General features: G+C 65.5%; 20 protein-coding genes. 14 read left to right on the top strand and 6 right to left on the bottom strand.

Going from position 1 to position 18376, the window contains the following annotated elements; genetic code table 11:
• Positions 1–5: 5 nt before the first annotated feature.
• From gcvT to gcvP, 3 genes are all read left to right on the top strand, one after another.
• Entirely contained in the window at positions 6–1160 is a 1155-nt protein-coding gene (gene gcvT, locus BRAD285_RS09910) for a glycine cleavage system aminomethyltransferase GcvT (protein WP_006610140.1), read from the top strand.
• A gap of 24 nt (positions 1161–1184) precedes the next feature.
• Positions 1185–1550: a glycine cleavage system protein GcvH gene (gene gcvH, locus BRAD285_RS09905; RefSeq protein ID WP_006610141.1), complete on the top strand. Its 366-nt coding sequence runs from the start codon at positions 1185–1187 to the stop codon at positions 1548–1550.
• Between the two features lie 148 nt (positions 1551–1698).
• Positions 1699–4572, top strand: a complete 2874-nt coding sequence (gene gcvP / locus BRAD285_RS09900; protein WP_006610142.1) for an aminomethyl-transferring glycine dehydrogenase — start codon at positions 1699–1701, stop codon at positions 4570–4572.
• Positions 4573–4748: 176 nt separating this feature from the next.
• Here the strand turns inward: gcvP and recA are convergent, their stop codons facing one another.
• On the bottom strand, positions 4749–5837 hold the full coding sequence (recA, locus tag BRAD285_RS09895; RefSeq protein WP_006610143.1) for a recombinase RecA: 1089 nt from the start codon (positions 5835–5837) through the stop codon (positions 4749–4751).
• Between the two features lie 398 nt (positions 5838–6235).
• On the opposite strand from recA, the gene BRAD285_RS09890 reads away from it, so the two are divergent.
• From BRAD285_RS09890 to BRAD285_RS35725, 3 genes are all read left to right on the top strand, one after another.
• Positions 6236–6529 carry a hypothetical protein gene (locus tag BRAD285_RS09890; protein WP_006610144.1) on the top strand — a complete coding sequence of 98 codons (294 nt, stop codon included), beginning with the start codon at positions 6236–6238 and terminating at the stop codon, positions 6527–6529.
• Between the two features lie 1472 nt (positions 6530–8001).
• The gene (locus BRAD285_RS09880) at positions 8002–8241 is read left to right on the top strand and encodes a hypothetical protein (protein WP_015665825.1); all 240 of its coding nucleotides are present in this window, start codon (positions 8002–8004) and stop codon (positions 8239–8241) included.
• Positions 8242–8433: 192 nt separating this feature from the next.
• Positions 8434–8571, top strand: a complete 138-nt coding sequence (locus tag BRAD285_RS35725; protein WP_172114324.1) for a hypothetical protein — start codon at positions 8434–8436, stop codon at positions 8569–8571.
• A gap of 15 nt (positions 8572–8586) precedes the next feature.
• On the opposite strand, the gene BRAD285_RS09875 is transcribed toward BRAD285_RS35725, so the two are convergent.
• Together BRAD285_RS09875 and BRAD285_RS09870 are read right to left on the bottom strand one after the other, a co-directional pair.
• Positions 8587–8817, bottom strand: a complete 231-nt coding sequence (locus BRAD285_RS09875; RefSeq protein WP_006610148.1) for a hypothetical protein — start codon at positions 8815–8817, stop codon at positions 8587–8589.
• Positions 8818–8920: 103 nt separating this feature from the next.
• A complete protein-coding gene (locus BRAD285_RS09870) occupies positions 8921–9217 on the bottom strand; it encodes a hypothetical protein (RefSeq protein WP_006610149.1) in 297 nt (98 codons plus the stop codon).
• Between the two features lie 417 nt (positions 9218–9634).
• Between BRAD285_RS09870 and BRAD285_RS09865 the strand changes: the two genes are divergently transcribed.
• The gene (locus tag BRAD285_RS09865) at positions 9635–10075 is read left to right on the top strand and encodes a PaaI family thioesterase (protein ID WP_006610150.1); all 441 of its coding nucleotides are present in this window, start codon (positions 9635–9637) and stop codon (positions 10073–10075) included.
• A 148-nt stretch (positions 10076–10223) separates the two neighbouring features.
• Entirely contained in the window at positions 10224–10475 is a 252-nt protein-coding gene (locus BRAD285_RS09860) for a PilZ domain-containing protein (RefSeq protein WP_006610151.1), read from the top strand.
• A 118-nt stretch (positions 10476–10593) separates the two neighbouring features.
• On the opposite strand, the gene BRAD285_RS09855 is transcribed toward BRAD285_RS09860, so the two are convergent.
• Complete coding sequence (locus BRAD285_RS09855; protein ID WP_006610152.1) at positions 10594–12096, bottom strand: caspase family protein; 1503 nt, start codon at positions 12094–12096, stop codon at positions 10594–10596.
• A 366-nt stretch (positions 12097–12462) separates the two neighbouring features.
• Between BRAD285_RS09855 and BRAD285_RS36270 the strand changes: the two genes are divergently transcribed.
• The 3 genes from BRAD285_RS36270 to BRAD285_RS09840 all read left to right on the top strand — a co-directional run bounded on the left by BRAD285_RS36270 (position 12463) and on the right by BRAD285_RS09840 (position 15353).
• Positions 12463–12714: a hypothetical protein gene (locus tag BRAD285_RS36270; RefSeq protein ID WP_244422085.1), complete on the top strand. Its 252-nt coding sequence runs from the start codon at positions 12463–12465 to the stop codon at positions 12712–12714.
• A gap of 213 nt (positions 12715–12927) precedes the next feature.
• Positions 12928–13974: an HD-GYP domain-containing protein gene (locus tag BRAD285_RS09845; protein WP_006610154.1), complete on the top strand. Its 1047-nt coding sequence runs from the start codon at positions 12928–12930 to the stop codon at positions 13972–13974.
• A 215-nt stretch (positions 13975–14189) separates the two neighbouring features.
• Positions 14190–15353, top strand: coding sequence for a GNAT family N-acetyltransferase (locus BRAD285_RS09840; RefSeq protein ID WP_083846331.1), 1164 nt, complete (start codon positions 14190–14192; stop codon positions 15351–15353).
• Here the strand turns inward: BRAD285_RS09840 and BRAD285_RS09835 are convergent.
• Entirely contained in the window at positions 15331–15993 is a 663-nt protein-coding gene (locus BRAD285_RS09835) for a DsbA family oxidoreductase (RefSeq protein WP_006610156.1), read from the bottom strand. The genes BRAD285_RS09840 and BRAD285_RS09835 overlap by 23 nt on opposite strands.
• Positions 15994–16061: 68 nt before the next feature.
• Complete coding sequence (locus BRAD285_RS09830; RefSeq protein WP_006610157.1) at positions 16062–16877, bottom strand: helix-turn-helix domain-containing protein; 816 nt, start codon at positions 16875–16877, stop codon at positions 16062–16064.
• Positions 16878–16977: 100 nt separating this feature from the next.
• Here BRAD285_RS09830 and BRAD285_RS09825 point away from each other — a divergent pair, with 100 nt between their 5' ends.
• From BRAD285_RS09825 to BRAD285_RS09815, 3 genes are all read left to right on the top strand, one after another.
• Positions 16978–17202: a hypothetical protein gene (locus BRAD285_RS09825; RefSeq protein WP_006610158.1), complete on the top strand. Its 225-nt coding sequence runs from the start codon at positions 16978–16980 to the stop codon at positions 17200–17202.
• Between the two features lie 26 nt (positions 17203–17228).
• On the top strand, positions 17229–17627 hold the full coding sequence (locus tag BRAD285_RS09820; protein ID WP_006610159.1) for a hypothetical protein: 399 nt from the start codon (positions 17229–17231) through the stop codon (positions 17625–17627).
• Between the two features lie 123 nt (positions 17628–17750).
• Positions 17751–18368, top strand: a complete 618-nt coding sequence (locus tag BRAD285_RS09815; protein WP_006610160.1) for a bifunctional 2-polyprenyl-6-hydroxyphenol methylase/3-demethylubiquinol 3-O-methyltransferase UbiG — start codon at positions 17751–17753, stop codon at positions 18366–18368.
• Positions 18369–18376 lie beyond the last annotated feature (8 nt).

Raw genomic sequence — 18376 nt, 5'->3', positions numbered from 1 at the left:
CCCTGATGGCTGAACCGGCTGCTACTCCCTCCACTTCTCTCAAACGAACACCGCTGTATGCGCTGCATGTCAGCCTCGGCGGCAAGATGGTGCCGTTCGCGGGCTATGAGATGCCCGTGCAATACGCGCCCGGCGTGCTCAAGGAGCACCTCCATACCCGCAGCCACGCGGGCCTGTTCGACGTCTCCCACATGGGCCAGGTCGCGCTGGTGCCGAAATCCGGCACCGTTGCTGACGCTGCGGCCGCGCTGGAGCGGCTGGTGCCGCAGGACATCATCGGCATTCCCCCGGGCCGGCAGCGCTACGCCCAGTTCACCAATGCCGAGGGCGGCATTCTCGACGACCTGATGGTGGCGAATTTCGGCGAGCACCTGGTGCTGGTCGTCAACGCCGCCTGCAAGGAGGCGGACATCGCGCTGCTGCGCGACGGCGTGTCCGACGTCTGCGAGGTGCATCCGCTGGCGGACCGGGCACTGTTGGCGCTGCAGGGGCCGAAGGCGGCGTCCGTGCTGGCGAAATTCTGTGCAGACGCCGAGGCCATGCGGTTCATGGATTCGGGCCCGCGCATGGTCGATGGGCTCGCCTGCTACGTCTCGCGCTCGGGCTACACCGGCGAGGATGGCTACGAGATCTCGGTGCCGACCGACAAGGCCGAGCAGCTCGCCGAGGCGCTCTTGTCCGACAAGGACGTGCTGCCGATCGGGCTCGGGGCCCGCGACAGCCTGCGGCTCGAGGCCGGGCTTTGCCTCTATGGTCACGACATCGACACCGGCACCACGCCGGTCGAGGCGGCGCTGGAATGGTCGGTGCAGAAGGTTCGCCGCAGCGGCGGCGCCCGCGCCGGTGGCTTCCCGGGCGCCGACAAGATCCTGGCGCAGTTTGACGGAGGCGCGACGCGCCGCCGCGTGGGGCTCAGGCCCGAGGGCCGTGCTCCGGTGCGCGAGGGCGCGACGCTGTTCGCGACCGCCGACTCGTCTGAGCCGGTCGGCAAGGTCACTTCGGGCGGCTTCGGGCCGACGCTGAACGCTCCGGTCGCGATGGGCTACGTGCCGACCGCCCTCGCCGCGCTCGATATGCAATTGTTCGCCGACGTGCGCGGCCAGCGGCTGCCGCTGCGCGTCGCCGCCACGCCTTTTGTCCCCAACACCTACAAACGTTGACCCTGCAAGCGCTGAAGGACGTCCATGACCACGCTCTACACCTCCGACCATGAATGGCTCAGCATCGACGGCGATGTCGCCACCATCGGCATCACCGACTACGCGCAGGCGCAGCTCGGCGACGTCGTGTTCGTCGAGCTGCCGCAGGTCGGCCGCGCGCTGAAGAAGACCGAGGCCGCCGCCGTGGTCGAATCGGTCAAGGCCGCCTCGGACGTCTACGCGCCGATCACCGGCGAGGTGGTCGAGGTCAACCAGGCCATCGTCGACGAGCCGGCGCTGGTGAACACCGATGCCGACGGCAAGGCCTGGTTCTTCAAGCTCAAGATCGCCGACAAGGCCGAGCTCGGCGGCCTGATGGATGAGGCCGCCTACAAGGCGCACACGGCGTGAGACGCGCAATGCGGCGACACTTCCCACTGTCATCGCCCGGCTCGACCGGGCGATCCAGTACGCCGCGCCCCCTCCGCCTGATCTCGACAGCAACGTTTACTGGATGCCCCGCCTTCGCGGGGCATGACGAGGCATAGAGGATTTACTCATGACCACGCCGCTCAAGCCGCTCGATGATGCCGCCACCGATTTCGCCCGCCGCCATATCGGCCCGTCTCCCCGTGACGTCGCGGCGATGCTGGAGACCGTGAACGCCAAGAGCGTGGCGGAGCTGATGGCGCAGACCCTGCCCGGCACCATACGGCAGGCGGCGCCGCTCACGCTGGAGCCCGCCATGCGCGAGGTTGAGGCGATCGGCCACATGCGCGCGCTGGCGGCGCAGAACCAAGTGTTCACCTCGCTGATCGGCCAGGGCTATTCCGGCACGGTCATGCCGGCGGTGATCCAGCGCAACATCCTGGAGAACCCGGCCTGGTACACGGCCTACACGCCGTATCAGCCCGAGATCAGCCAGGGCCGGCTGGAGGCGCTGTTCAACTTCCAGACCATGATCTGCGACCTCACCGGGCTCGACGTCGCCAACGCCTCGCTGCTCGACGAGGGCACCGCGGCGGCGGAAGCCATGGCGCTGGCCGAACGTTCGTCGCGTGCGAAGACCAAGGCGTTCTTCGTCGATCACAACGTTCACCCGCAGACCTTGGCGGTGCTGCGCACCCGCGCCGAGCCGCTGGGGTGGCGGCTGATTGTTGGGGATCCGGCGAAGGACCTCGAGGGCGCCGAGGTGTTCGGCGGGCTGCTGCAATATCCCGACACGACCGGCGCCTTGCGCGATCCGCGCGCTGCGATCGCCAAGCTGCACGACAAGGGTGCGCTGGCGATCCTTGCCGCCGACCTGCTGGCGCTGACCGTGATCGCCTCGCCCGGCGAGCTCGGCGCCGACATTGCGATCGGCTCGGCGCAGCGTTTTGGTGTGCCGATGGGCTATGGCGGTCCGCACGCTGCCTACATGGCGGTGCGCGATGCGCTGAAGCGCTCGCTGCCCGGCCGCATCGTCGGCCTCTCCGTCGACTCGCGCGGCGCCCCCGCCTATCGCCTGGCGCTGCAGACCCGCGAGCAGCATATCCGCCGCGAGAAAGCGACCTCGAACATCTGCACCGCGCAGGTGCTGCTGGCCGTCATCGCCGCGATGTATGCGGTCTATCACGGCCCCGAAGGGTTGAAGGCGATTGCGCGCACGGTGCATCGCCGGACGACGGTGCTCGCGGCCGGCCTGCGCAAGCTCGGCTTTGCGCCGGCAAATGACGCCTTCTTCGACACGGTCACCGTCGAGGCCGGCGCCAAGGCCACCTCGATCGTCGCGCAGGCGGAAGGAGAGCGGATCAATCTCGGCCGCGATGGCAGCAAGCTGCGCATTGCCCTCGACGAGACGACGACGGCCGACGTCGTCGAAGCCGTCTGGCGCGCGTTTGGTGGCGAGCTGTCCTATGCCGACGTCGAAGCGGAAGCGCGCGACGCTGTCCCGGCCGAGTTGAAGCGGCAGCGGCCGTATCTCACCCATCCGGTGTTCCACGCGCATCGCTCGGAGACCGAGATGCTGCGCTATCTGCGCAAGCTCGCCGACCGCGATCTCGCGCTCGACCGCGCGATGATTCCGCTCGGCTCCTGCACGATGAAGCTGAACGCCACGACCGAGATGATCCCGCTGACCTGGCCGGAATTCGCCAGCCTGCATCCGTTCGTGCCGCGCGCCCAGGCGGCCGGCTATCACGCGATGTTCGCCGACCTCCAGGACTGGCTGTGCCGTATCTCCGGCTATGACGCCGTGTCGCTGCAGCCGAACTCCGGCGCCCAGGGCGAATATGCAGGCCTCTTGGCGATCCGCGGCTATCACGCCGCGCGTGGCGACAGCCACCGGACGATCTGCCTGATCCCCTCCTCCGCCCACGGCACCAATCCGGCCTCCGCGCACATGGTCGGCATGGAGGTCGTGGTGGTCGGCTGCGACGCGGGCGGCAATGTCGACCTCGCCGACCTCAAGACCAAGGCGGAGGCGCATAGCCAAAAGCTCGCGGCGATCATGATCACCTATCCCTCGACGCATGGCGTGTTCGAGGAGCACATCCGCGACATCTGCGACATCGTCCATGCGCATGGCGGCCAGGTCTATCTGGATGGCGCCAACCTCAACGCCCAGGTCGGCCTCGCCCGTCCCGGCGACTACGGCGCCGATGTCAGCCATTTCAACCTGCACAAGACGTTCTGCATCCCGCATGGTGGCGGCGGCCCGGGCATGGGCCCGATCGGCGTCAAGGCACATCTCGCGCCGTTCCTGCCGGGTCACCCCAGCACGGACGGCGCCAGCGCGCATCCGGTCGGACCGGTCTCGGCCGCGCCCTATGGTTCGGCGTCGATCCTGACCATCTCTTACATCTACATGCTGCTGATGGGCGGCGACGGCCTGACGCGCGCCACCGAGATTGCGATCCTCAACGCCAACTACGTCGCGGCGCGGCTCGATGCGCATTTCCCGGTGCTCTATCGCAACGAGCGCGGCCGCGTCGCGCATGAGTGCATCATCGATCCCAGACCGCTGAAGCAGACCAGCGGCGTCACCGTCGACGACATCGCCAAGCGGCTGATCGACTACGGCTTCCATGCGCCGACGATGAGCTTCCCGGTCGCGGGCACCCTGATGATCGAGCCGACCGAGTCGGAGTCCAAGGCCGAGCTCGATCGCTTCTGCGACGCCATGATCGCGATCCGCAAGGAGATCGCCGAGGTCGAGCAGGGCCGGTTCAAGATCGATGCCTCGCCGCTGCGCCATGCGCCGCACACGGTGCACGACATCGCCGATGACGACTGGACCCGCGCCTATCGGCGCAGCGAAGGCTGCTTCCCCGCGGGCACCTCGCGCACCGACAAATACTGGTGCCCCGTCGGTCGCGTCGACAACGTCTATGGCGACCGCAATCTGGTGTGCTCCTGCCCGCCGATCGGCGACTATGCCCAGGCGGCGGAGTGAGGTCGCCAGCTCTGAGGTCAGCTTGAACATTGGAGGCCGGGTGCAACACACCCGGCTTTCGTTTTGCTGCCAAGAGCAATCGCGCCTACGCACAATAAAGACGCGAGCCAGAACGAGAACGGGCGCCTGGTCGATCGACCGGCGCCCGCTTCGTTCTAATCCCTGATCAGCAGACCTTACTCCTCCGCCGGCTCCTCGTCGTCGGAGTCGCGCTCGGCATTGCCGGCCAGGATCTGCTCGGCGATCAGGCCGGAGTTCTGGCGGATGGCCGCCTCGATCTTGGCTGTCATGTCCGGGTTGGTTTTGAGGAACGTCTTCGAGTTCTCGCGTCCCTGCCCGAGCCGCTGGCTGTCATAGGAGAACCAGGCGCCGGACTTCTCGACGATGCCGGCCTTGACGCCGAGATCGAGGATCTCGCCCATCTTGGACACGCCTTCGCCATACATGATATCGAACTCGACCTGCTTGAACGGCGGCGCCAGCTTGTTCTTCACCACCTTCACGCGGGTGGAGTTGCCGATCACCTCGTCACGCTCCTTGATCGCGCCGATGCGGCGGATGTCCAGGCGCACCGAGGCATAGAACTTGAGCGCGTTGCCGCCGGTGGTGGTCTCCGGCGAGCCGTACATCACACCGATCTTCATGCGGATCTGGTTGATGAAGATCACCATCGTATTGGACTTGTTGATCGAGGCCGTCAGCTTGCGTAGCGCCTGGCTCATCAGGCGGGCCTGCAAGCCGGGCAACGACTCGCCCATCTCGCCCTCGAGCTCGGCCTTCGGCACCAGCGCCGCCACGGAGTCGACGACCAGAACGTCGACCGCCCCGGAGCGCACCAGAGTGTCGCAGATCTCCAGCGCCTGCTCACCCGTGTCCGGCTGCGAGATCAGGAGCTCGTCGATGTTGACGCCCAGCTTGCGCGCATAGACCGGATCGAGCGCATGCTCGGCATCGATGAACGCGCAGATGCCACCCTTCTTCTGCGCTTCCGCCACCGTGTGCAGCGCCAGCGTGGTCTTGCCCGACGATTCCGGCCCGTAGATCTCGACGATGCGCCCCTTCGGCAGGCCGCCGATGCCCAGCGCGATGTCGAGCCCGAGCGAGCCGGTCGAGACCGTCTCGACATCCATCGAGCGGTCGTTCTTGCCCAGCTTCATCACCGAGCCCTTGCCGAACTGACGCTCGATCTGGGACAGCGCAGCGGAGAGCGCCTTACTCTTATCCATGGAAGAACCTTCGACGATACGCAGGGCGGTGGCGGACATTGGCGCTCCTTATGGCGGGGATTCGCGGGATGGACAAACGGTTAACGAGGTCGGCCAGCAATCTTGAGGTGAATGTACCCGATCTGTTCTTTGTTCGCAATATGTTCTTTCAGCCATTCGCACCCGTTTACAGATTCTGGCGACCCGCCGAGGCGGCGGCCTCAACGAGCATTGGCCAGAGGCTGCGGCAGCTCAGCACAGCTCCACATGTCTCGCGCCTCGGCTGCGGCAAGCCACTCGACAACTATAAATTGCATACAGCACGAGGCGCTTGCGCGGGCTCTTGGGTTCTGCTTCCTCGGGGCAGATCCGATCGACCTCGGGCCAGTTCGAACCCTATGACCACCCCAAGCAACACCGTCACGCTGTGGCGTCCCGTCGGCCCGAAGGAGCTCGCCTTGATAGAAGCGTCGGGCATGCGGGCATTTCCACCGCGCCTTCCCGAGCAGCCGATCTTCTATCCCGTGCTGAGCGAGGACTACGCGGTGAAAATCGCGCGCGACTGGAACGTGCCGGCGAGCGGCAGCGGCCATGTGCTGCGGTTCGAGGTGTTGCGCGAATTCATCGATTGCTACCAAGTGCAAGAGGCCGGCGGACGGGACCATCTCGAATACTGGATCCCGAGCGATCATCTCGTTGAGTTCAATGCCGCCATCGTCGGGCCTATCGTGCTCGTCAAAAGTTTTCCTTGAAACAACCGGACTTCCGCTAGCGTGCGAACACCGCACGTCCGTGGTTCTCCTGAGAAGAACGAAGTTCCCACGTCTCTTCTGCTTTTGTTCGGCTCATCCTCTGAGCAGCCGCTCGGTTTTCGTGCATCCGAAGGGAAGATGAAATGGTTGTACGACATGCGCGTCGAGCCGCTGCGAGTTCCACACACCAACGTCTCCGCAAGGCAGCTAACAGCGCGGCGAAATTTTTCCAGAGATCGCGGCTATGTCCCGGTGCAGGAGGTGCGACACTTCGCAGCCGGTTCCACTCAGGCGCAATCGGAATGACGGCTGGTGCTCGATGCTCATAACATGATGATCGGCAGGTGAAGCCGGCCGCACGCGCAGCCCCAACCACGATCCATCCGAAGTCCACGATCTTGCCCGTGCACAACCGCAAGATGAACGCATCCTCGTCTGCCGAATGTTCAACCCAGCCGCTTCGTGATGCGCCTCACGCAATCCCACGCTGAATACCCCGGCGAACCACGGCCATTGTCATAAACTTTTGGTTGTGGTACGAAAATCGGGTCTTGGAGCGTGACAACGGATTTTTCAGCCCCAAATTTGTTTGTTCGTTTCCGATGATGATGGCGCATATCAACCGGCTCATTTTGGCGAGCGATGTGCTGCCATGTGACATGCCATCTGCAGAGAGTTGCCGAGACAATGGCTCGAGACAATGTCTGCAGGCTCCGTCACCCTAGGCGCACGGCCCTGAAACCATCCGCGCCGAAAGAAAGCCCCGGACCCTTGTCCGGGGCTTTTGACGTTTGACGTCGCATTTCCGCATTCGTCATGACGCCCATCTGAATTTGTCGTCGCCTGTCTCGGGAACGGATCGCCCCCCTTGCGCATCATATGACCGATGACACGCGATGATCTCATCTGCCGCTGATGCAGAGCCGGCCTGCAGCGCATCGAGCTTCACTCGCAGCGCGGCGTTGCCGGTGACAAACGATGTCCGGCCTGCGATGAAGTGCTGGAAACCGTCGATGGCGCGACCGAGGTCGCGTACCGCCTCACCGTCGTGCCGGAGCGGATTTTCGATCCGCGATAGCCGCACACGACGTCGTCAACTCACTCGCCAAAATCGCACGAGCTGATCAGTTATTTGCAACTCTTGATTTGACGCAAGGCGCGCGCGCAAGTTGTTGTCTACTCTAAGCATGTCATTGCCGAACTGCCCTCGCCGGGAAGCTACGACGTTGACGCCGAGCCTCGGACCGCGGCGGTCCGAGGCTCACTCATTCAGCGCACATGAACTTCGCCTCAGCTTCGCCTCTCCCGCGGTGCGAAGGCGGCAAATCCTTGCGTGACGGCAACAACTAACAGCCAACGCAACCGTCGACCGTATTTTACCGGAATTGATCCAGCGGGGGTTTGCGCTTCCATTTACGCTGCGTTCATCAAACCCAGCGGCCTGGGGCGGTCAGGGCTCACCGGTTTTGGCAATGCCGCTCTATTTCTTTCGTATCCGTAACGGCCACTTCTCAGGCGCGTCCGAGTATGGGACCGAGTGTGCCGATCGTAACGCCGCCTGGAAAGAGATGACCACTGTCTGCGCCGACATGGCCAGCAGCATCTCGCGCAAGCTCGCCGAGAACTCGGAGTGGCAGATGGAGCTGCTCGACGAGACGCGGCAGCCGGTGTTCCGCATCCGCATCGTCGCCGAGTCGCTGGATCAGGCCTGAGCACTTCTTGGCGTGACGATCTGCCATCAGGGGTCGATGGCTGCCCTCGACCGCAATTCTAGGTAAGCAAATGACATGCATTGCCTGTCATTTCGGCAAGCGCGTTTGATCTAGATCAAGTAGGCAGGGCCGCTGCTGGCCGAAACTTAAATTTGTATGGGTAATCTGATCTTCAAATGTCCGCGAACGGGAATGAACGTGCAGCATTGGCTGGAAGAGCCGAAGCCGGGCGATCCTGCGTGCGCGTATGAAACCGTGGTCTGCAAGGCCTGCACCCGGCTTCACTTCATCAACCGCGACACCCGAAAGCTGCTTGGCGAGCGGGAATGAGCGCCCTGCGGCGGCTCAATCCGCGCTGGGCAATCGCCGCATCGTAAATTCGATCGCTCCATCTGGGAGCTCGCGCCAGCTTTCCACGGCGCTCATGTAGCCGGCCTTGGGATAGCGGGTCAGATAGTCGCGCGCTTTGGCCCGCGCGGCCTCACGCGGCAAGGTGAAGGTGTCGCGCACATAGCCGTCCGGCTTCCGGCGCTGGGCCGCCATCCGGCTGGCAATGTCCCGCGGGCGCAACCCCATCGACGAACTCCAACACGTTGCACCCCGTCAATATAGACGAGGTTGCACGGAATCCGAGTCCGATCGTCGGCGCTCCCGCTCTGCGAGCCCGAGGGCGCAAACGTCAGTTGGTGCTGGCGCCCGTCTTCGGCTTTTTCGCCGCTGTCGTCTTCACTGGGGGAGTCGCTTTCGGCTGCTCGACAGCGCGCACATTGCCCCAGGGATCCGCGGCCGCCTTGGCGTCCGGGATCTTGCGCATGGTGTCCCGGTAGGCCCGGTCCCGCGCAGCCTCGGCCTCTTTCTCCTCTGGGGTCTTGGAAGGACCATCAGCGAGAAGGTTGATGTTCGGCATCTGCGCCATCGCCGGCACGGCCCAGCCGGTCAGCACGGCGACCGCCATCGTTACGATCAGCTTCTTCATTGGTTACTCCCCGGTATTGGCCGCCTTATACCATTGCGTCGCCCTGGGCCAAGTCTCAGGCGCGCCTTGTCTCAGGCACGTCTTGTCTCAGGCACGACCCAGCGATCCAGGGAACTCCCTGCCTGGATCACAAGCCCCAGAGGTACCGTCCAGCGGCTGCCGACTCAGGAGGCAGTGGATGTGACGCTCCACCCATCAGCGCTCGACATCTGGCCGCGCAAGACCGGTCCGGGAGGAAGTCTGACGAGGCCGTCGCATCGCGCTGTCTCCCTGCCCGCATTCAGCATAGGCTTCCAACTCCGGCCTTTTCAAGCCGCCGGACTGCGGCAGACGGCCCGAACCGCTTTGCCCAATCGGACCGCTTCGCCCAAGACGCGTAGCCGATAACAAGCATCGAAACTGGGAGGACTCTCGCTCGTGCCGAAAGAAACACCTGACTTCACCCTCGATCAGGCGCGGCGCCTCCTGGATGACGTGTTCGCCCCCTGGATCAAGGATCTCGCGCTAATCGTCGAGGACATCGCGCCCTCCGCGCAGGGCGAGCCGGGCGCCATCCTGCGCCTGCCCTTCTCGCCGCGTCTGTGCCGCGACAACGGCGTCGTCTGCGGCCAGGCGCTGATGGCCTTTGCCGACACCGCCACGGTGATCGCGCTGGTCACGGCGAGCGGAGGCTATCGGCCGATGACCACGGTCGACCAGACCACGCACTTCATGCGCGCGGTCGCCTCCTCCGATGTGTTGGCCGATGCGCGCGTGGTCCGGCTCGGCCGCACCATGGGCTTCGGCCGGGTCACGTTGACGAGCGCCGCCGACGGCAAGCCAGTGGCGATGGTGTCGAGCGCCTTCGCGACGCTCTGACCCCCGCAAAGCCACGGGGGTTTAACGAATCGTGAAGATGAGGACCCGGCCTTCACGAGCCCGATTCATCGCAATGAAACCCGGGCCTGATTTATTTTATGCGCTTTTGACGCGAAAGGTGATCCCATTCGGCATCGGGTTGCAGGCGATGAGCGAGACAGATGAAAAACGGATTGCACCCCGTCATCGGGTGCTGAAACAAGGCAGGCTGGCGTTCGACGGCGGCGGCGCGGTCGACTGCATGGTCCGCAACATGTCGGATACCGGAGCGCGGGTCGAGGTCGTCAGCCCAGTCGGCCTGCCCGAAGCCTTCACGCTGGTGATCCCGGCCGACAGGTTCACGCGCCGTGGCCACGCCGTGTGGAGCCACGACAAGCGGATCGGGATCGCCTTCGACTGATTAGGATAGAGGGCGATTGGACCTGCCCCGCATGACGCGGCCGAATGCGCTCCTCTGGAGCATTGGACCGAGCGCGCCATAAAAGCGGCCGCCTCCAGAGCGGCCGCTTTTGGTCGACTTAATAACCGCGCCGGGTTGGATAATTCGATGGACCCCGCCCGTAGCCACCACCATAGCCGCCGCCGATGCCGATCCCGATGCTGACCGGCGGCACCACCCGCACCGGCGGTCCATAATAGTCCCGCGGGGGCGGTGGCGGCGGCGCGTAGACCACGACATCATCAGGATCTCGGCGCGACGGGCGGCTGGCGCGCTTCGGCGGATCCTCGTCGCGCTTCCTGACCGGCTTCTCTTCGACGCGCTTCGGCGTGTCGGACTGGCGCGCCGGCGACGTCTGCGAGCACGGACAGGTCGGACCCGCTGCGGCATTCGCCGGCACCACCGGCGGAGTTGCGGGGACCACCGCGGGGATGGCGGCATTCGCCGCCGCGACGACCGGGGTCACGACCGGACGGTTGCGCAGGCGCTCGATCAGTTTGCGCGCGGTCGGCGTCAGGTCGCTATCCGGATAGCGGTCGAGAAAGCCCTGATAGGACGCGACGGTGTTGATCAGCACGGCTTCGTTCCATGCGGCCATCCGATTGTGCAGGTCGAGCCATTGCCGCGCCTGCGGACCATAGGGCGCCGCAGTGTAGAGCGTGACGAACGCCTCGTAGGCTTCGACACTGCCGTCACCGACGATGATCTCGTTGGCGGCCTCGATCGGCTTGCCTTGCAGGCTGCGCTTCCATTCATCAACGCTGCGCTTGGCGATCACCGGCCGCGGCCCGGCATTGGCCGCGCTTGCATCGCTCGTGGCAACGAAGCGGAAATCCTCCGTGAGTGATGAAGAATCCCATGGCGTCTGCCGCCCTTCGGTCGCCTTGTTGACGGCGACGCGCACCCGCTTGAACGCCTCCTCGATCGGCAGTCCGGGCTCGCGCGCCGCCTGCAGCAGCGCCGTGGTGTAGGGACTGTTGGCACCGTTGCCGTCCTCGGCCTCAGCGCCGGGCGAGGTCGAGTAAGACAGGAACGTGCCCGGCGCGCCGCTCTTGGTGTCGAGCAGCGCGAGGCCGCGGCCCGCGCTCTGGTTGATGCTGGGGAACGGGTTGTTGCGGCAGGCATCGAGCAGCAGGATGCGCATCCGGCTCGGCACCGCGTTGAGCGTGTTGAGAACATCGTTCAGACGCACCGCCTGCAGCGGAATATCGGCCTCGCGACGCGGATCGACATCGACCGGCACCAGATAGTTCTCGCCGTCGATCTGCAGCCCGTGGCCGGCATAGAACACCAGCGCCACCGTATCAGGCCCCTTGCTTGCAATCTTCGCAGCGAAATCTCCGACCTCGCGGTTCAGATCCTTCTGTGAGAGATCGGCGGCCGTGGTCACCTCGAAGCCCGACTCTCCCAGCATTTTGGCCATCGCATTGGCGTCGTTCGCCGGATTCGGCAGCGGCGTTACCGACCGATAGGCCGATTGCCCGATCACCAGCGCCAGCCGGCTGCTCTCGGCCAAGGCTGGCGCCAGGCCGGCAAGCAGGCCGCCCGCAATCAATACTGCCCTGAAAGCGTGGCGAAACATGGCGATCTCCAATCTGCTGCTGACGTGCCAGTTGGTCGGGCCGGTTCGCGACCCGGTTCATTGCGGAGAGCAAGTGCTACACGCCTGGCACGGCTGGATATGTGCTGCTCCCCACATTGGAACCGGATTGGACATCGTTGCTGCACAAGACTCCCGCGGCGTTGCCGCGATCGCCTCATAGCTTCCGCGCGGCATGACGGCGGGGTGACAATGCGGCGGACGGCAACACTGGCAGGGCTGCTCGCGGCTCTGCTACTTTCAGGCTGCGCCGCAGACAGTCAATCGCGCCTGCCGGCCTTCATGCGCGTGCGGGCACCCGAGCCGCCCCCGCCTGAAGCTCCGCCGGATGTCGGGCGTCTCGTGCGCATGAACCTCGACATGATCTTCGTCGCCACGACGCAACCACGCGACCTCGAGGCCACTGCCCCGAGGCGCACGGAGCGTGGCGATGCATGGACGGCCTGCGTCCGCGCGGAGATCATTTCGGTCACCGGCGCTCCGCTCCGGCGCCAGACCTACCGGCTCACGATCAAGCAGGATGAGATCATCGATCGCCGGCGCGCAGCCGGCCAGGACTGTGTTGCTGAAAATTACACGGCCGTACTACCAACAAAGTGATTCAACTCCTGGCTGATGACACGCTGCGCAATCGACCTGAACTGATCACGTCCGCTACGGTGCGGGAACCCGCTACCTTGCCGGAAGCAGAGCGTTAGCTATTAGCTAACGCAAGCGCGTAACCGAGGAGCGAACGACTGGCTCAAATTTAACGATTCTTGCGCAACATTGGGGTCAGCTAACGCCGGGAATGACCACTGGATCTGGTTCTTCATGAACGTTCACCTCGTCGGCGACGATTCGGCCAAGCTTGCTTTGCTGCGCGGGATGCTGGCCGAGCGCTGCTCTCTTACGACCGAACTGATCGGTGATGCCGACATCAGAGGCGGCGACATCGACGCGATCGTCGTGGCCGCCGATTTGCGCGACGTCGACAACATCGCGGCGCTAAAGGAAATCTCCGACCGCCTGGCACGGATTCCGCGCCGCATCTTCCTGACCAATCACAAATCGCGCCTGTCGACGGTGCAGGCCTACGCACTCGGCGCCACGACCGTCCTGTCGGCCACGCCGAGCCGCAACCAGCTGCTCGGGAAGCTGCTCGATGCGCGGCCTCAGTCGCCGGCGAAGAGCGTTGCCACGGACGATCGACAGGCTGCCTTTGCCGGCGCGGCCTGCATCGCCTCGATGTTCGCGGCCGTGCTGGGTGGCGCCGAGATCGATGTCGATGAGACGCGGCGCGCGGGGAAGCGGATTGCCGAGTGCATCGCTGAAAACGGCTTGTCCGACTGGCTCGCCACCGTTCGCCGCCATCATGAAGGCACCTATCAGCACTGCCTGCTCGTCACCGGCATCACCGTCGATTTCGGCCTGAGCCTCGGTGTCCACAGCTCCGATCTCGAACGGCTCTACATGGCTGCGATGTTTCACGATATCGGCAAGGCCAAGATCCCCCTCGCCATTCTCGACAAGCCCGGCCGTCTCGACGTCGCGGAACGCGCGCTGGTCGAGACTCATCCGGCCGCGGGCTACGATGCGCTGATCGGCAACGCGGCGATCACCGAGGAGGTGCTCAAGGCGGTTCGTCACCATCATGAATTCCTCGACGGCAGCGGCTATCCCGACGGGCTGATGGCCAACAACATTCCCGATCTGACGCGCATCCTGACCATCTCCGACATCTTCTCGGCGCTGATCGAATATCGCAGCTACAAGCCGGTCATGGCGCGCGAGAAGGCCTACGAGATCCTCCAGAGCATGGAAGGCAAGCTCGAGAAGCCGCTGATCGGCGCCTTCCGCGATGTCGCGCTGATCCGCTGATCGCGCGTTGAGCTTGTGGTGAATGCGTCGTTAAACCGGCCGGATCAATTTGAGCCGATCGGCAAGGTCTCTCTTGTCAGCTTTGCACTACCATTCGACCGGGTTGCGTGACCACAGCGCAGCAAGGGGACCGTCGGGACGTGGCCGAGATCATCGATCGTTCATTTGCACATCCGCCTTCGATAGCGGCGGAGCAGCGACGCACCGAAGCGCGCATGCCGGTGCCTGCCGAGCAATTGGTCCCTCTGGATGCTGTCCTGCCGCAAGCCTGGCAAGACCTGGCTGACCGCGCCGTGGAGCCGAACGGCTACTACCTGCCCGGTTGGGAGCGCGCGGTGAACGCCTCCGCGCGCGGCCGCACCGGCAACTCGGCGCTGTGCGCCTGGAGCGACGATCAACCGTCTCGGCTCATTGGACTGATGCCGGTCACCTCGCTCTGGAAGGCCTGCAAGCTGCCGCTGCCGGCGCTTGCCAGCGGCCATCCCTACGGCACGCTGTGCACGCCGCTGCTCGATCACGACGATGCGGAGCGGGCTGCAGTGGGTCTGCTCGACGCAGCCAGACAAACGGCCGCTCGTGCGCTCCTGTTGCGCGACATGTCGGTCGCGGGCCCGGTGATGCAGGCGTTCGAGACCGTGCTCCGCCGCGACGGCCTGCGCCCGCGTTCGCTGCAATCCTATGAGCGCGCCTGCCTCGATGCGACCGGCGATGGCGAGGCGGTGCTGCACGAGGCGCTCGGCACCAAGAAGCTGAAGGAGCTGCGCCGGCTGCGTCACCGGCTCGCCGAGCATGGCGAGGTCCGCTTCGATGTCGCGCGCGCGCCTCACGAGGTTGCCGCCGCGCTCGAGACCTTCCTGACGCTGGAGGCCAGCGGCTGGAAAGGCCATCGCGGCACCGCGCTGATCCAGCACGATGGCGACGCGGCCTTCATCCGCCGCGCCGCACCCGATCTCGCCGAGCAAGGCGCCTGCGAGATCATCAGCCTCCTGGTCGGAGACTCCACGATTGCGGCTGGAGTCGTACTGCGTCACCAGCGCCGCGCGTTCTTCTTCAAGCTCGGCGTCGACGAGCGCTTCGCAAAATATTCGCCCGGGGTCCAACTCACCTTGGACCTGACCCGTCATCTCTGCAGCGATCCCTTGATCAGCTCTGCGGATTCAACTGCGGGTCCGGACCATCCCATGATCAATCCGATCTGGCGCGGCCGGCTCGCGATCGGCGACGTGCTGATCCCGCTGTACCCGCGCGATCCGATCGTCGAGCTCATCCAGTCCGCGCTCATCGCCCGCCGCGAGGGCCTGGCGCTCGCGCGGCGCGCAGTCCATCTGATGCGCGCCGTCGGCAAGAACCGGACAGCTACTCTGCAGCCTCGGCGTTGACCTCGGCTGACACCTGCCGGATCGCGCGCGCCAGCATCTGCGGATCCTGCGCGCCGGAGACGGCATATTTCTGCGCGAACACGTAGGTCGGCACGCCGGAGATGCCCTTCTCGGCCGCCTCCTGCGCTTGCGCCGATACCCGCGCGACGTCTTCCTCGCTCGCCAGCATCTTGCGCACAACGTCGGCGTCGAGACCGCAATCCGCCGCGGCCTGCACCAGCACCTCGGTGTCGGTGAGATCGCCGCCGTCGCGGAAGTACAATTCCATCAGCCGCTGCTTCATCTCGGGCGCCTTGCCGATCTGGCCGGCCCAGTGGATCAGACGATGGCAGTCGGTCGTGTTGGGTTGGCGCGCGACCTTGTCGGGACGGTAGCTCAGCCCCTCCTCCTCCGCGGCCGCGACGACGCGGCCGGCGATGCCCTTGTAGGCTTCGACTGAACCGAACTTGGTCGTTAGATATTGCTCGCGGCTGATGCCCTCGCGCGGGACCCAGGGATTGAGGAAGAACGGCCGGTAGTTCAGCTCCACGGGCACGTCCGGCACCAGCTTCAGCGCCTCCTCGATGCGATGCTTGCCGATGTAGCACCAGGGACAGACGACGTCGGAGACAACGTCGATGATCAGCGGCTTCAGGCTCATGCGCGTCGCTCCGGTTCGCTTGGCGTTTTGTCCAAGATAAGCCTGTGCCACGCCAGCACAAGCCGGGGTCACAGCGAGGTAACCATCTCCTTCAGCCTGGCGGCGGTGAGGTCATCGGCCGGAAAGAAGGTCTCCAGCGCCAGCTCCGAGAGCGTGATGTCGACCGGCGTGCCGAACACCATCGTCGTCGAGAAGAAGCTGAGCACGTCGATGCCGACGCGGAGCCGCAACGGGATCGCGACGCTGTCGGCGGCGAGCGGCGCCGATCGGGCCGGGATCGGATAGGATTTCAGCTCCTCATGGAGCTTCAGCAGCTCGGCATCCGCGGTCGCCTCGCACTGCCGGTGCAGTCGCTCCAGCAGATGTCCGCTCCATTCGGCGAGGTTCACGGTGCGCGTCGCCAGACCGTCCGGATGCAGCGCCACGCGCAGCACGTTGAGCGGCGGCGCCAGCAGCCGCTCCGCAACACCTGTCAGCAGCGGCGCGATCATCCGGTTGGCCGCCACCAGGTTCCAGTGGCGGTCGACGGCAACCGCCGGGTTCGGCTCGTGCGCCTTGAGCACGAGCATCATCGCCTCGCGGGCCGGCTTCAGCGCCGGATCCTCCAGCGGTCGCTGCTGGAACGCCGGCGCATAGCCCGCCGCGACCAGCAGCACGTTGCGTTCACGCAGGGGCACGTCCAATCGCTCCGCCAGTCTGAGGACCATGTCGCGCGATGGCGCGGCGCGGCCGGTCTCCACGAAGCTCAGATGCCGCGCCGAGATCTCGGCATCGAGCGCCAGATCGAGCTGCGACAGATGCCGGCGCTGCCGCCATTGCCGCAGATGCTCGCCGACATGAACGGGTTTGGCGCGGTCGGCGCGCGCCGAAGCGAGCTGTGTCATGAGCCAAGGCCTATCACGCAGACGTCAGGGCCTCCATGACCTCGGAGGTAATCGAAATGCCTCCCGCGGGCGGCCATCCTCTCCACCACAGGAGATGACCATGAGCAGGCAGCGCAGTCCCGAGACCTTCGCTTTCACCACAGCCAGCCGCTGGCTGGCGGACCTCGTGACGACGCTGCTGGCGCGCTCGCTCAACCTGCCGGAGCCGCTGCTGCACGTCACGGGCAGCCTCGTCGTCGCGCAGGTCACCGAGATCGAGACCCGGGCGGCACGCTCGCTGTGCCCGAGGCGCCTGCGTCGTCGTCTCCTCGCCTGGTTCCGTTGAACCGCCCCCAACCGAAGGAGACCGACATGATTGCTTCGTCCACCCTGCTCCGCCGCGCCCTGATCGCCGATGCCGTGTTCAGCGGCATGGCCGGCCTCGCGCTGACCTTCGACGCGTCGCCGCTGGCGGCGCTCATGCAACTGCCTGATGCGCTGCTGCGCGAGACCGGGCTGTTCCTGATCGTCTATGCCTGCTTCGTCGGCTGGCTCGGCTCGCGCGCGCTGGCGCCAAAGCCGCTGATCCTGCTGGTCATCGCCGGCAACGCGGCCTGGACCGTCGGCAGCATCGCGCTGCTGTTCTCCGGCCTCGTCACGCCGAACGTGCTCGGCGAGATCTTCGTCGCGGCCCAGGCGGTGGGAACGGGCGTGTTCGCCGAGCTGCAATATATCGGCTTGCGCCGCAGCGCCGGCACGGTGACGGCCTGACAGAGATCGGTGGGGAGCGCCGGCCGTCGCGATCGCGCGGCCCGGCGCTCGCACCGCGCTTGATCTGATATCGCCGGCGATCGCATCCTCTGTCGCGTTGCAGACTGAGAGGAGATCGCAGCGATGCCGCCTGATGTCAGCGGGACGGAAGGTTACGCGGCCGAGGCCGATAGTCTGTTCGTGCGCTACGAGAGCATCCCGTCGGAGCAGGCCCATGCCGCCGTGCTTCATCTCTTGCCGAAGGCGCCGGCGCGCGTGCTCGACATCGGCGCGGGCACAGGACGGGACGCAGCCTGGTTCGCGAGCCTCGGACATCGCGTGGTCGCGGTCGAGCCGACCGATGCGCTGCGCCTCCGCGCCATGCAGCTGCATGCCTCGCCTGCGATCACCTGGATCGATGACAGCCTTCCGGAGCTCGCCGTGCTGGCATCTCGCGCTGAGCCGTTCGATCTGGTGATGATGACCGCCGTCTTCATGCATCTCGATGAGCCACAGCGGCGGCGCGCGCTGCCCAACATCGCTGCGCGGCTCGCTCCCGGCGGACTGCTGATCATGACGTTGCGACACGGGCCGGTGCCGCCGGGCCGGCGGATGTTCGAGATCGATGCCGAGACGGTGATTGCGCCGGCGCGGCAGCTCGGGCTCAGCCTCGAACTCAACCGCCACGGCTCCTCCCTCGCCGCCGAGAACCGCGCTGCAGGAGTGACGTGGACGACGCTGGCCTTCAGCAGACCGGGATAAGCGGCGCT

Origin of the sequence: Bradyrhizobium sp. ORS 285 (assembly GCF_900176205.1) — a bacterium.
Taxonomy (GTDB): Bacteria; Pseudomonadota; Alphaproteobacteria; order Rhizobiales; family Xanthobacteraceae; genus Bradyrhizobium.
This window is presented reverse-complemented; position numbering and strand designations above follow the sequence as displayed.